The sequence below is a fragment of the Rhodococcus sp. NPDC060176 genome, assembly GCF_042728675.1.
In the GTDB taxonomy this organism is placed as follows: domain Bacteria; phylum Actinomycetota; class Actinomycetes; order Mycobacteriales; family Mycobacteriaceae; genus Rhodococcus_F.
The window spans coordinates 76971-91832 of sequence record NZ_JBHWYS010000002.1; the positions used below are offsets into that span (position 1 = coordinate 76971).

General features: G+C 65.0%; 8 protein-coding genes. 2 read left to right on the forward strand and 6 right to left on the reverse strand.

Going from position 1 to position 14862, the window contains the following annotated elements:
- Positions 1-28 precede the first annotated feature (28 nt).
- From ACFWEM_RS08850 to ACFWEM_RS08875, 6 genes are all read right to left on the reverse strand, one after another.
- On the reverse strand, positions 29-4204 hold the full coding sequence (locus tag ACFWEM_RS08850) for a TIGR02680 family protein (protein ID WP_378532917.1): 4176 nt from the start codon (positions 4202-4204) through the stop codon (positions 29-31).
- A complete protein-coding gene (locus tag ACFWEM_RS08855) occupies positions 4201-5643 on the reverse strand; it encodes a TIGR02678 family protein (protein WP_378532919.1) in 1443 nt (480 codons plus the stop codon). Before ACFWEM_RS08855 ends, ACFWEM_RS08850 begins: the two co-directional genes overlap by 4 nt.
- Positions 5640-7145, reverse strand: coding sequence for a TIGR02677 family protein (locus tag ACFWEM_RS08860; protein ID WP_230815680.1), 1506 nt, complete (start codon positions 7143-7145; stop codon positions 5640-5642). Before ACFWEM_RS08860 ends, ACFWEM_RS08855 begins: the two co-directional genes overlap by 4 nt.
- Positions 7146-7178: 33 nt before the next feature.
- Positions 7179-8264, reverse strand: a complete 1086-nt coding sequence (locus tag ACFWEM_RS08865; protein ID WP_378532921.1) for a hypothetical protein — start codon at positions 8262-8264, stop codon at positions 7179-7181.
- 147 nt (positions 8265-8411) lie between these two features.
- Entirely contained in the window at positions 8412-9575 is a 1164-nt protein-coding gene (locus ACFWEM_RS08870; protein WP_378532923.1) for an MFS transporter, read from the reverse strand.
- Complete coding sequence (locus ACFWEM_RS08875) at positions 9572-10426, reverse strand: PAC2 family protein (protein WP_223257810.1); 855 nt, start codon at positions 10424-10426, stop codon at positions 9572-9574. Before ACFWEM_RS08875 ends, ACFWEM_RS08870 begins: the two co-directional genes overlap by 4 nt.
- 168 nt (positions 10427-10594) lie before the next feature.
- On the opposite strand from ACFWEM_RS08875, the gene metH reads away from it, so the two are divergent.
- Both metH and ACFWEM_RS08885 read left to right on the forward strand, forming a co-directional pair.
- Positions 10595-14164, forward strand: coding sequence for a methionine synthase (gene metH / locus ACFWEM_RS08880; protein ID WP_378532925.1), 3570 nt, complete (start codon positions 10595-10597; stop codon positions 14162-14164).
- A complete protein-coding gene (locus tag ACFWEM_RS08885) occupies positions 14157-14855 on the forward strand; it encodes an HAD family hydrolase (protein WP_378532927.1) in 699 nt (232 codons plus the stop codon). The genes metH and ACFWEM_RS08885 overlap by 8 nt, the downstream gene beginning before the upstream one ends.
- Positions 14856-14862 lie beyond the last annotated feature (7 nt).

The following is a 14862-nucleotide window of genomic DNA, read 5'->3' on the forward strand; positions in this document are numbered from 1 at the left end:
GGCGGTTAATAAAGGCGCACAGCAGTTTCTAGGCGTAGTCCAACGCGCCCTCGGCTGGTGTCGGCACCCGGCGCCGCAGCGGCGAGCCCAGCGCCCGCGCCAGATCTGTTCCGTCGTGCTCGGCGAGCAACTCACCGTTCGACCACACCAGCAGCGCGGCGCTGACCGCCTGCTCTGCAGTGGAGTGCGCGAGGTCGTAGTGCGCACAGCCGGGGACGTCTGCGTACGTGATCCACAGGTCGTAGCCGGTCATGAAGAGATCCAGGTCGAACTGAACGCTCAAGCCGAGTAGCTCGCTGCGACCGTTGTCGTCGACACCGGCGAAGGCCTCGTCCAGTGCCAGTAGACGCGGGGCGTGCGGGTCGGCCGAGTCCAACATGACGTGCGCGGCAGCGAAGAGCGGAAGGTGCAGCGAGACGGACTGCTCGCCACCGGACAGTGCGCTGTGCCGCGCGACAGTCAGCCGGTCTTCCTTGCCCTCACCGCTGATGAGAGTGAACGAGAACACACGCCACTGCCGGTAGTCGAGCGCCGAGGACAGGATCTCCGGGTACGAGCGTTCGGGGTGCGCGGCGCGGGCGGTGCGGATCTGGGTCGCGAAATGTGCTCGCAGAGTCGCCAGTTCGTCAACCCCGAGGGCCGACGCATCTCGATCCAGCAGTTTGGAGATCGCCCGCGAGCTGTCGTCGAGGTTGTCGGCCAGCACCCAGTGAACGCCGATGGTGTTGCCCGAGGACATGCGACGCTCACGCATCTCGGTGCCCATCTGTGCGATCAACTCTCGTGCGTCGACGGTGCGCTCGTGGATCTGCTGAGCCAAACCGGTCAGCAGGGCATCTTCGAGAATGCGACGCTCGGATTCGGTGAGCAATTGCTCCTGATCGCCGCGAGCGTCGTGGATCCGTGTCGCGAATTCACCGATCGACGAATAGCCCTGATCGTCCTGCACACGTACGACGGTCAGTCCGTCCGGTGCATCCCATTGCAGGCGGTAGTCCTGTCCGGCGGCGGCGAGTTGCGCGTCGAAGTCCTGCAGCGCCGAGGTCAGTGCCGTGCGGGTTGCCTTGCGGGCGCCGTCGGTGACGCGGACCGCCGAGGTCGCAGCCTCGAGCGCTCGGTACAACTTGTCGACGTCTTCGGGGAGGACAGGCGGGTGGGCGGCGTCCTCGCTGCGATCTTCGTTCTGGATGCGGTAGACCAACTGATCGGGACTCATCCACGCCGCCGAACTGGCCGGCCAGCTCAGGTGCTCCTTGACGCCCAACAATTCCAGTAGATCCGGACGAGCGTAGGGCGCGAGTCGCTCTGCATCACTGCGGGTTTCGGTCAGGGTGTGACGCAACGTCTCGACAGCGGTGTTGTATGCACCCTCTGCCGTGCCGATCTGGAGGACTGCAGCGTCGTACGCCTTTCGCGCAGCACGCTGCTCGACCTTGCATTCTTCGATCTTCGCGCGCGCTTTTGCCAGGTCGAGATCGATCTGCTCGGCGCTGGCACCGAGAGTGTCGCGGAGCGTCTCGAGACGTTGCACCTGCTGGAGCAGACTCTCCTCGGCGATGGCGGCTTCTTCGGCGAATTCCTCGGCATTGGCCCGTGATTCGTCGAGGCGGTCGCGGGACTCGCGCTCGAGTTCGACTTCCTTGGCGTGCTCGCGCCGGCAGCGTAGCGCCAGTTCACCCTGCTTCTCGAAGTGCCGGATCGCCGCGGCGAGGGAGTCCAGTTCACGGCCGACGTGCGGCGTCCGGTGCTGCGACGCCGTCGCCCGGAGTTGCTTTTCCTTCGCTGCGAGATCGGCGATCGCCGCGTCGAGTTCGCGTTGCGCTGTTTCGGTGGCTTCCGAGCGAGTGCGGAGAGCACCGGCGGATTCGGTGACGGTCTTGAGTGCGCGCAGGATCGAACCGGTCTTCGGCAATTCCTTTGCTGCAGAGTTGATCCGGCTCAGCTGCTCGTTGGTCTGCGCCACCAGTGCCTTGGCTGCATCGACTGCGCCGGCAAGCTCTTCGAGAGCCGCGTCGATCTCGGTGATCCGAGCTTCGCGTCGACGCGCCCGTGCTGTCGTGCCGATGTACTCGGCGTCGGCCTTGACATGCCGGCCACGTGCGACGCCCTGCCAGAAGCGGCCGTCGACGCCGATCGCGACGCTTGCGTCGGAGTCGCCCGGTGCCTCGACGAGACTGATCGACACGAGAATGTCCTGTACCCGAGCGTCGGGTACGTCGTCATTGCCTTCGACCTCGAGGACATCGGCCAGCGTTCGTCCCTTCGGGCGCTGCTTGACCGGAAGAGCGGTCAGGAACTGCTCGCTGACGTGCTCGGGAATCTTCTCGTCCGGGCAGACCCAGCCGTCCAGCAGATTTGCCGCCTGGAGTGCGGATTCGATACCTGTGGCCACGTCCGGTTCGACGGAATCGGCGAAGCGCACCAGCTGCCACAGCGGTGCACCACCCAGTTCACTGCGGTTGTCGGTGCGTGCGTGGAAGGCAGGCGGAGCGTCGTCGTGTTCCGCCGAGACGGCCTTGCGCTCGGATTTGAGAGCCGCGATGGAGGCGTGTGAAGCAGAGATTTCCGCTTCTGCTTCGCGACGACGCTCGCGCAGCGTCTCGGTTCCGGCCTCGGTTTGCTCGGCGAGAACTGCGGACAGCGCCGGCGCGTCCTCGTCGCCGACCTCGGCGAGCGCTGCGTCGAGAGCCTCGAACAGCGACGTGTCGGCGCCGACAGCCGAGAACAGAGAGGAGTGATCGGTCCACCACGCGCGCAGCCCACTCGCGCACTGACTGCGTGCGAGTTCCACGGCAGCTTCGCCCTCGAGCACAGCCGCCTTGGACGCTTCGAGCAGCTCTTGTCCACGGCGAGAGCTGTTTTCGGCCCGGGTTCGTTCGGTCGCCGCCTTCTCGACGGTCGCCAGTGCGGTGCGGACGACGCGTACGTCACCGTCACGTTCCTCGGCATGGCCACGGACGGCTGCCGTGATCTGGTCACTGCGTGAGCCGTCGGGCAGGGGAGTCCAGACGATGCCGGCGTCCTCGGCTGCTGCCTGCAGTTCGTCCTCGGCGCGCGAGAGTGCTTCGGCCGCACGCTTGACCGACGATGCGGCCTTGTCGGCTTCGTCGCCGCGTTGTGCGAGTGCGGCCTGCGCTTTCCGTGACTTGTCTGCCTGCTGCTCGGTCGAGAGCTTCAGCGTCGCGACGGCCTGGGCGAGATCGTCGAGTTGCTGCTTGCCTTCGTACGCGCTCGAGCGTTGCAGTGCTTCGACATTGGCGCGCGCGTTCTCGAGTGCCTGCTCGGCCTGGTTGAATCGCTCCTCGGCAGCTGCCCGCGCCTCACGGCTGCGGGTCTGGGCGAGCGACGACTCGTCCATGGCGGCAACACCTCTGGTGACCGCTGCGAGGCGGGTACTGACCTGTTCGATCTCTCCGCGGGACTGTTGACGCAGGTACTTGGTATAGACCCCGATGAAACTCTGCGCCGCCTGATCGGCTGCCGCCAGCCCCTCGAGCGCCCGGCCGACCTCCTCCATGTCGCTGAACGAACGCGCAGCTTCGAGGACCAGCTGGTCGTCGAGCGGACGGAGACCGTCGGTGAGTGCCTGCGAAAGGCCCTTCGGGTCAAGGTTCTTCGCGAGCTGGGGGCGGCGAAGCGTGAGAATGAGGTTGATCAGCTGGTCGTAGCGCTGCACACCGAGACCGAACATCCGCGCGTCGATGGCAGTGCGGTAGTCGAGGGGACGGTCGGTGATGGAATCGCTGCCGAGTTGTTCGGCCAACTGCTTCTTGGTCAGGGGACGATCGTCGTTACCGATCAGCGAGAAATCGACCCCGACGCGGCCGTCGGCGACGAAGTACCAGCGAGTGACCTTGTCATTGGTGCGTGTTGCACGCATGCCGATTCCCACGGTCACCGACTCGGGATCTTCGAGTGAGCCGCGGCAGAACTCCATCCACACGTAGGAGTGCGCGCTGTCCTGACCGCGGTAGAGCAGGTTGGACTTCATGGTGCGCTCTTCACCGGCGAACGGGTTGAGGCGCCGCGGTTCGATGCGGCCGTCGAAGACGAACGGGAACAGGACCTCGAGGGCCTTGGTCTTGCCGGATCCGTTGGGTCCTCGCAGAACCAGTCGACCGTCGGCGAACGAGAACTCTTGGTCTCGGTAATCCCAGAGGTTGATGATTCCAGCCCGAGTAGGTCGGAAGCGGGCGTTGCTCATACGTTCTCTACCTCTGATAGTTCGCCGTTGGGGGAAGGTTCGGGGCCGAATTCGTCGACCGGATCCGGTGCGGAGTTGTCCACCGCGAAGTCGATCTGAGGGTCGCGTTCGCGCACGGAGACCACGACGTCGCGGTACCGGGCCAACACGGGCAAGACCAGAACTCCGCCGTCGACCACGTGCGTCAGTCGTAGACGTTGCAACAACCCGAGCGCCTGCTTGCGCAGTCCGTTGTGATCGGCCTGCCACTGTGCCGCGAAGGTTCGCCCGAACTGGTCCACCAACTCGGTGACCTTGTCGGCGAGCCAGTCGTCGTCGATTTTCGGGTACGTGACGGGTTCCGGTGGCTCGGCCGGTTCGCCGGCGGGCAGCACGAAGTCGTCGTCCTCGTCGGCGAGGTCCTCGAAGATTCCAGCCTCGGGGATGGCGGCATCGAGTTGTTCGATCAGGTGATCGTCCGACACGTGCGGGATCGGAAGTTTCGGCAGTTCGGGAGCGTCGACGTCGAGTACGCGGTCGGCAATCTCGCCGGCCAGGAGAAGTGCCACCTGAGCGATCGTCCCGGTGCTCGGGAAGCGGACGTCGGAGAGTCGACCGGTGGGATCGATCATCGCGATTCCCTCGGCGCGGCGCTCGGCCACCAACCCCGTCAGGAGTTCGACTTCCGACGCGGTCTTGGGCTGCGCCAACGCGATCAACTCGTGCTGATCGAGTTCGCCGGCCAGTACGACCGGGCGCTCGACGAGAGCCCGACGCACTCGGCGTCCGATCTCTTTCGCGTCCACGGGAATTCCGTCGTCCTCGGAGGCGCTCGAGGTCTCCGCCGCCAGCAGCCCTCGGATGGAGTGAAGGTGCTGCAGGGCGCGCGGCGGACGGAACAGGGCCACGACGACGGACCGATCAATGTCGTAGAGCGCTTCTCCCGCTTCGGGATTGGACGCCCAGCCGTTTGCGTCACCGTCGGCGAGGGCGATGGCGCCCCGGACGCCGAGCCAGCCGACGGCGTCGACGAAGGCGTCGCGGTCCGACGCACGATCGGTGGACAGTTCGACGCCGTCGACCTGCGCGGCGTCGGCCGCGACGTGATCGGCCAACTCCGACAACGTGATCTGGTTTCCGGCGCGGCCCAGAGCGGCCAGGCACAACGCCAGATAGGCGTAGCGCGTGCGATCGAAAGTTCGCTCGGAGGCAGTTCTGGCCGGTGCCGACGGGTTGAGTCGATCCGACACCGTGAACAGGCGCGCGGTGGTCTCTGTCACCTCGAGGCGGTATCCGAACAGTTCGAGCAAGTCGTCGCGTAGCTCGGTGGCCCAACGGCGCAAGAGCGGCAACGCAATTCGATCCGGGTACGTCGAGGTGATCAGGTGATTGGACAGAATCACGCGCGCCGCTCGTTGGTACGAATCGAGGGCAAGGGGCGTGATCTCGCGAGCTCTCATCGAACACTGACCTCGATACCGTCGAGATGCATACGTCCGCGGGCGGTCTTGATGGTGGTCGAACCGTCCGAGGGACTGAGCGTGAGCTTCACCCCGTTCTCGCTACCGGTGGAACTCTTGACGCGTCCCACCACCGGAACGCGCGCGGTCAGTGCTGCATTGAGCAGACTCAGCAAAACTTCGGTCTCCTGCTCGTTGAGTTCGCGTTGATAAACACCGTTCGACGCGAGAGATTGCGCGGCGGCGCTGCGGGTACGTTGCGCCGCCAACTGCTCTTCGCGCAGTCGGCGGATGCTGCCGTCGTTGCGGGCAACTTTGCTCGGCAGCCCGGGTGAGGGGGGCCGGCCGGTTTCGGCGAGTGTCCGCGCGATCTCCACCGGCGGTGCCTCCCACCACGAACGCGAGTGCGAAATGATGTCGGCGTCCGGATGCACCATCGACAGGTGGCGGGGTCGGCCGAGATCGAAGACAGCTTGAAACAGAGCGTGAGCTGCGTCTTCGGACGGGGTGGCGGCAAACCAACCGGCGAGGTGCCTGAGTTGGCTCTCACGGCTGACGCCGCCGCGACGGGTCTCCGTGACGCGGCGAAGGAGCGCCAGAACTGCGGCGATCGCACTCATCGTGCCTTCACGCAGGCGTTCGGACTCGCTGATCCCCGATTCCGCGGAGACGAACCAGGCGGTCAATCCTCGCCAACGCGCAGCCCAGTCGTCTTCGCGTTCGGCGATCGGGACGAACACCCGCTCGTCACTGGCGGCGGCGAGGCGGATCATGCGATCGACACCGGTGGATTCGACGTGCTCGATCGCTTCCTTGAGCTTCGGGGCGTAGCGCGCCAGATCGGAGCTGAACTCGCGCATGTGGGTGAGCAGAGCGTCCTTGTGCGTGAGGAAAGCCTGCGGAGTGATCTCCGTGGTCCGCACCAAGTCGCCGAGGGTCAGATAGAAGTGCGCGGCTCGATCGGCCATGTCGGAGAGCGTCGAGTCGAGGCGCTTGAGCTTGCGGAAGATCAGATCGCCGTCGGAGCTTCGGTTGGCTTCCGCGAGTTCGGACATGTCTGCGAGCAGGTCCGCCAGAGCGAGACGAGAGAGCGACGCCGAGTCCAGGCGTGCGGCAAGAACGTCCTCGACTGATCGATAGACCTGGTATCCGGCCTGACCGAACTGGTAGACGAAGTGGCGATTCCGGTACTCGGCCAGCGTCGCTGCACGGGTGCCGTCGTAGCTGCGTTCGAGGATCTCCCACACGTGGAGCTGATCCAACAGGGGAGTGACCTCTGCTGCCGACAGGTCGGCGGCCGGATCCGAGCCGCCGATCTTCTCGAGGATGTGCGCGACGGTTCCGGCATGCAGCAGCACGGTGTAGTTGGCCCGAGCATGGTCGAAGGCACGAAGCACCCAGAGGTACTCGGCCCGTTTTTCCGCGATCGTGAACGAAAACAGCTTCAGTCGATTGGTGTCGGCGTACGCGGCGTAATCGGGCGCACTCGTTTCTTCCACCATGACAGGGTAGGCGAGAGACGCCCCCTCTTTTTCCTACGGGCGATCCGTAGCAGGGGATGCGGCGCGTCGCCACTGTGATTCGTTCTCGATCATCCACGTGAGCAGGTGCTCGGCTGCCGCTTCGTCGGAGTCCGGGCCGACCAGAAGATCAGCGAACGCCTGGCTCGGCGCGACGATGCGGATGCCGTCGCGAGTGAGTAATCGATCGAATGCGGACGGTGAGAGGGGAGCGGTGATCCACACGTCACCGCCGGATTCCACACGTCGAAGGCCGAGAGCGTCGGCGAACTGGTCGACGTTGTCGGCATGGAAGTGCGCGCGTTGGGTGGGGGCGTACCGAGCAAAGGGCGCCGCGGCCACCGAGGCGGTACCGGCATAGATGTGACCGCTGAGCTGACGCAGTTGGTCGAAGAGTGCTTCCAACCCGTCCGGCGCGTGAAAGCCGTGAGGCGTTGGTGCTTTGGCCCCGGCCTCAGCCGCCCATTCACGAAGCATCTTCGGCCAGCGGACGTCGCCAATTCCGCCGCGGGGGAGACGCGTCACCAGTTCGCGATCCGAAAGTGTCTGAACCACCCGATAGGTTGCTCCCGTCGACGCACCGGCCAGGCCCACCAAGGCAGTGATCGCCAGTGGCGCCGCGAAATCGGCAAGCGCACGCACGACGCGAGCTGACGGATCGCCCGTCAGCTGTCCGGAAGGACGTCCGGGCCCCCGCCACGGATCGGCATCTGCTCCGCGTCCGCGAACCCAGACGGCGGGTCGATCTGCGGTCAACGACACGTTGCCCGTGGCATCTGCGTACGAGATCGCGTGGGAATCGAGCTGCCGGCGGACCGGCTCGGACAGATATTTTGCGCACACGAAGCCCGATTGGCCGGTGGGGAAGCGGTCGGCGATACCGGGAACGTCGCTGCTCAGGACACCGTGAGCGGCGTACACGCCGAATTTGGCCACGGCGCCGTCAGGGGAGCGGAGGTCGAGGCGGAGCGGCGCCTCGGACAGGTCGGGGGAGCGCTGTGTCGACAAAGACCAGGTAGGAGGCAAATTTTCTTCGATGACGGCAACCGATCGCCGGAAAATGTCGATCGGCCGTTCCGGTTCCGACTCAGATTCGCTCATGTTCCAATGGTATCAATATCTGTCGCTGACGGAAACACACGATTTTCCGAATATGGCTCAACCGGTCGGTCTCAAGACAACGGCGGTCCCTTTCCTCAAACACCTCGGCGTTCGCACCACAAAATGTCCGAAACCAGCCAAGACCGATCAGCGTTGCTTCGGCATCACCAGGGGAGCGACGACGGCGAGCAGTATCGCGGGGATCAGGAAGCTCGCGGCAGGCGAAGAGTCGTAGATCGGTGTCAGGGCCAGGGGAGCAAGGGCAGCGCCGCCGAAGCGCATCGCTTGCACGACCGACACGGCGCCGCCGCGGTTGGGCCCCTCGGAGCCGAGTACCGCAGCGTTGACGCCTACCAGGACGAACTGGCTCGCGACGCCTGCGACAAACCATGCGATCGCGATCACCGGCACCAAGCCGGCGAGGCCGACGACGGACACCAGAACTGCACCGCCCAGGGCGCCGATCATCACGGAGGACCGTGCGCCGATGCGATCGATGAGGATTCCGATGCGTCGGGCCGAGAGGATGCCGGCCACACCGAAAACGGTGAGCAGTAGGCCGCGGACGGTGGGGGACAGTCCGAACTCGTCTTCGAAGCGGAAGGCAAGCAGGAAGCTCAGCCCACCGAGGGCGCCCCAGCCGAGCAGTGCAGCGATGCCGATCCGGAGCACTTCGGGGCGCAGTGCATCGCGTAGGCGTGCGGGAGTAGTTGCCGTCGGCGCTTCGGACTTCGGGAGCCCGACGGCTCCCAGGATGCCTGCGACCACAGCAATGACGAGAAAGGCCAGACGCCAGTCGAATTCGGCCGCGAGGCCGCCGATCAACGGAGCTGACGACTGCCCAGCAGCCTGGAAAGCGCCGAAGGCTCCGAGCGCTCGGCCCAGTCGAGCCTGCGGTGTTGCGGCCGCCAACGAAGCAAGAAGTAGCGGCGTGGTGAATGCGTTCGCCGAGCCCTGCAGTACCCGGGCGGCCAGGAAGATCTCGAGAGTCGGGGCGAGGAAGCACGCCAACGACGCGAAGACGTAGACCCTGTATGCGATCCGCACGGTCCGGACTTTGCCCCACCGTGTCCCGAGTGTCCCGGACACCAACATCAGTGCGGCGAAGGGGAGCAGGTACGCGGTGAGCGAGGAGGCGGCCGCCGACGGCCCGACCCCGAGATCGTTACCGATCTCGGGGAGGATCGAAGCAACCACACCGCCGCCGAACGGGCCGAGGAACCCGCCGGCGTACAGCGCGATCAGTTGAAGTCGGAGGCGCAAGGGGCGCTGTGTACTTCCGCCTTCTTCCTCTGGAGTGTTCTTGCTCACAGTCCGAAGCTGCCGGGGCCTCGCCGTCTGAGGTAGCGCTCGAATTCCGCGGCGATGGCGTCGCCGTCGATCTTGGAGATGGCTTCGCTGATGTCGGTTTCAGCGTCGCCCCGTTCTTCCAGGGTGCGCACGTATTCGCCGATTTCCTCGTCGTCCGCGGTCATTTCGTTGACCGCTTCCTCCCAGTCCTCCGACTGAGCTGGGAGCTCCCCGAGGGGGACCTCGATGTCGAGAACATCCTCGACGCGTTGAAGGAGGGCCACTGTGGCCTTCGGGTTGGGTGGCTGCGACACGTAGTGCGGCACGGCCGCCCAGAACGAAATAGCCGGTACACCAGCACGAACGCACTCGTCCTGAAGGACTCCGGTAATACCCGTCGGGCCTTCGTACCGGGTCTGTTCCAGATTGAACCGGGCGGCGGATTCACTGCTGTACGCCGTGCCCGTGACCGGGACCGGGCGTGTGTGCGGAGTGTCTGCAAGCAGTGCACCGAGAATGACCACGGTCTTGACGTTCAGCTGGTCGATCAACTCGAGCAGATCCTCGCAGAAGCTGCGCCACCGCATGTTGGGTTCGATCCCGCGCAGCAGGACGATGTCGCTCTCGCTGCCAGGGGGCGAACAGACCGACAAACGTGTTGCCGGCCAGACGATTTCGCGGGTGACTCCGTCGACCTGACGGACCGTGGGACGGTTGACCTGATAGTCGTAGTAGTCCTCGGAATCGAGTTCGGCGAGCGGCTGGGCATCCCAGATCAGCTCGAGATGTTCGACCGCACCACTGGCCGCGTCACCGGCGTCGTTCCAGCCCTCGAAAGCTGCAACGAGGATGGGGTCACGTAGGACAGGGATGTCGCCCTCGAGGCGGTCGCTGGTGTCGACGGCAAAGCCGTCAGGGCTCTCGAAGGCCGCGGAATCGTCGAAATCGACCGGGCCGTCGGGAGTGACGGGGAACTCACTTGGACTCACCCACCCAGCCTACGGCCAGAGCTTGTCGGTGCGCCCACTACTCTGGACGGCATGTCTGCCCCATTTAACTCTGCCCTGCTTGATGCGCTGAAACAGCGCGTTGTCATCGGCGACGGAGCGATGGGCACCATGTTGCAGGCCGCGGACCTCACCCTGGACGACTTCCTCGGCCTCGAGGGGTGCAATGAGATCCTCAACGACACCCGTCCCGACGTGCTCAAAGACATCCACCGTGCGTACTTCGCCGCTGGTGCCGATGCCGTCGAGACCAACACCTTCGGTTGCAACCTGCCCAACCTCGCCGACTACGACATCTCTCACCGGATCCGCGAACTCTCGGAAAAAGGCACTGCTCTCGCCCGCGAAGTAGCGGACGAGATGGGACCCGGCCGCGACGGAATGGCCCGATTCGTACTCGGCTCGATGGGGCCGGGAACCAAGCTCCCCAGCCTCGGACACGCACCGTACGCAGTCCTTCGTGACGCGTACACCGAAGCTGCGCTCGGCATGATCGACGGTGGCGCCGACGCCATCCTCGTCGAAACCTGCCAGGACCTGCTTCAGGTGAAAGCTGCAATCCTCGGCAGTCAGCGCGCGATGGAGCAACTCGGACTGCGGCTGCCGATCATCACGCACGTGACGGTCGAGACAACCGGAACGATGCTCCTGGGCAGTGAGATCGGTGCGGCGCTGACGGCACTCGAGCCGCTCGGTATCGACATGATCGGCCTGAACTGCGCCACCGGGCCGGCCGAGATGAGCGAGCATCTCCGACATCTCTCCAAGTACTCGACGCTGCCGGTGTCGGTCATGCCCAATGCCGGCCTGCCGCAACTCGGCCCCAAGGGTGCCGAGTACCCGCTGACCGCCGACGAATTGGCCGAAGCCCTCAGTGGTTTCGTGTCCGAGTTCGGACTCGGTCTCGTCGGTGGCTGCTGCGGTACGACACCGGAGCACATCAGCGCGGTGGCCGAGGCGGTCCGCCAGGTCGAGAAGGCCCAGCGCACTCCGATCCACGAGCCGAGCACCTCTTCGCTGTACTCCGCGGTGCCGTTCGAGCAGGACGCCAGCATCCTGATGATCGGCGAACGCACGAACTCCAACGGCTCCAAGGCTTTCCGCGAGGCAATGCTCTCCGCGGACTACCAGAAGTGCCTGGACATCGCCAAGGACCAGACCCGCGACGGCGCACACATGCTCGACCTCAACGTCGACTACGTGGGCCGTGACGGTGCCGCCGACATGTCAGAACTGGCAAGCCGTTTGGCGACGTCCTCGACGCTCCCGATCATGCTCGACTCCACCGAGCCTGCCGTGCTGCAGGCCGGTCTCGAGCACCTCGGTGGCCGCTGCGCGGTCAACTCCGTCAACTACGAAGACGGCGCCGGCCCGGAATCGCGTTTCCACAAGATCATGACGCTGGTCAAGGAACACGGCGCGGCCGTTGTCGCCCTGACCATCGACGAAGAAGGCCAGGCTCGCACCGCCGAGACCAAGGTTGCCATCGCCAAGCGTCTGATCGAGGACATCACGGGAAACTGGGGACTCGCCGAGTCCGACATCATCGTCGACGCGTTGACCTTCCCCATCTCGACCGGTCAGGAAGAGGTTCGACGCGACGGCATCGAGACCATCGAAGCCATCCGTCAGCTCAAGGCCGCCTACCCGGAACTGCACTTCACCCTGGGTATCTCCAACATTTCGTTCGGTTTGAACCCGGCCGCACGTCAGGTCCTCAACTCGGTGTTCCTGCACGAGTGCACCGAGGCCGGTCTGGACACGGCGATCGTTCACGCGTCCAAGATTCTGCCGATGGCCCGCATTCCGGACGAGCAGCGTGAAACCGCACTCGACCTGGTCTACGACCGTCGTCGCGAGGGTTACGACCCACTGCAGAAGCTGATGGCTCTCTTCGAGGGCGTTTCGGCTGCGTCGGCGCGTGAGTCCCGTGCACAGGAACTCGCGGGACTTCCGCTGTTCGACCGCCTCGAGCGTCGCATCGTCGACGGTGAGCGCAACGGCCTCGACGACGACCTTACCGAGGCGATGACGATCAAGCCGCCGCTGGCCATCATCAACGAGACTCTGCTGTCCGGCATGAAGACCGTCGGTGAGCTGTTCGGCTCCGGTCAGATGCAGCTGCCGTTCGTGTTGCAGTCGGCCGAGGTCATGAAGGCTGCGGTTGCCTTCCTCGAACCGCACATGGAAGCCACCGACGAGGACGGCAAGGGCCGTATCGTGATCGCGACCGTCAAGGGCGACGTTCACGACATCGGCAAGAACCTGGTCGACATCATCTTGAGCAACAACGGCTACGAGGTAGTCAACATCGGCATCAAGCAGCCGATCGCGACCATCCTCGACGTCGCGTTGGACAAGAAGGCCGACGTCATCGGCATGTCCGGACTGCTCGTGAAGTCCACTGTCGTGATGAAGGAAAATCTGCAGGAACTCAATGCACGCGGTGTCGCCGAGAAGTTCCCGGTTCTGCTCGGCGGTGCGGCGCTGACGCGCTCGTACGTCGAGAACGATCTGCAGGAGGTGTACGAGGGCGACGTCAGCTACGCCCGCGACGCTTTCGAGGGTCTGAACTTGATGGACCAGATCATGACGACCAAGCGTGGCGGCGGCCCAGCGCCGGACAGCCCGGAGGCCATCGCAGCGCGTGAGAAGGCGGCCGAGCGTAAAGCCCGTCACGAGCGTTCCAAGCGAATCGCCGAAAAGCGTAAGGCTGCAGCGGTTCCCGTCATCCTGCCGGAGCGTTCCGACGTTGCCACCGACATTGCGGTGCCGACACCTCCGTTCTGGGGTTCGCGCATCGTCAAGGGAATCTCGCTGTCCGAGTACTCGGGCCTGCTCGACGAGCGCGCTCTCTTCCTCGGCCAGTGGGGTCTTCGCGGTCAGCGCAAGGGCGACGGTCCGACGTACGAGGAACTGGTCGAGTCGGAAGGCCGTCCGCGGCTGCGATACTGGCTCGATCGCCTGACGTCCGAGGGAATCCTCGCGCACGCCGCTGTGGTGTACGGGTACTTCCCGGCGATCTCGGAGGGCGACGACGTCATCGTGCTCACCGAGCCGAAACCGGATGCACCCGAACGGTTCCGGTTCACCTACCCGCGTCAGCACCGCGATCGCTTCCTGTGCATCGCGGACTTCGTCCGCTCGCGCAAGGACGCCGAGGCCACCGGCCAGGTCGACGTTCTTCCGTTCCAGCTGGTGACGATGGGTCAGCCGATCGCGGACTTCGCCAACGAGTTGTTCGCGTCGAATTCGTACCGCGATTACCTCGAAGTACACGGAATCGGCGTCCAGCTCACGGAATCTCTGGCCGAGTACTGGCATCGACGCGTCCGTGAAGAGCTTGTGCTTCCCGAGGGCCACACCGTCGCGGAGCAGGATCCGACCGAGGTTGCCGGGTACTTCGATCTCGAGTACCGCGGCGCTCGTTACTCGTTCGGATACGGCGCGTGCCCGGACCTCGAGGATCGTGCCAAGTTGGTTGCTTTGCTGGAACCCGAGCGGATCGGCGTCGAACTGTCCGAGGAACTGCAGCTGCATCCCGAGCAGTCCACCGACGCTTTTGTCCTGCACCACCCGGAAGCAAAGTATTTCAATGTCTGAGTTGTTGACCGAAGTATCCGAAACGACCCTCGGTGGTGTCCTGTGGGACATGGACGGCACCCTGCTCGATTCGGAGAAGCTGTGGGACATCGCGCTACGTGAGCTGTCCCTGCGCCTGGGCGGACCGATGACGGAAGCGACTCGCATCGCCGTCATCGGTGCGTCGAGCCCCTTCGCCCTGGCGACGGTGTTCGACGCGCTCGGCCTGGAGAAGCATCCCGATGCCATCGCCGAGGCGAAGGACTGGATGTACACCCGCGTCGGCGATCTGTTCGAGGACGGCGTGACCTGGCGACCGGGCGCTCGCGATGCTCTGTCGACCGTGCGTGACGGTGGTCTGCGTTCTGCACTGGTCACCAACACCGAGCGAGTACTGGTCGATCGGGCACTCGGCATGCTCGGCCGTGAGTTCTTCGACCACTCGGTGTGCGGCGACGAGGTCCCCAACGGGAAACCGGCAGCGGATCCGTACCTGCGCGGCGCGCACCTGCTCGGACTCGAGCCGGCGCAGTGCCTCGCGATCGAGGACTCACCGACCGGTACGGCGTCGGCCAGCGCCGCGGGTTGCGCGGTGCTCGTCGTTCCGTGTGAGGTCGACGTCCCGGCCGGTCCTGGCCGCGTGTTCCGAGAGTCCCTGGTGGACTTGTCCATTCACGATCTTCACGACGTTCACTCGAGCGCGGCACGTTAGGCTGGAT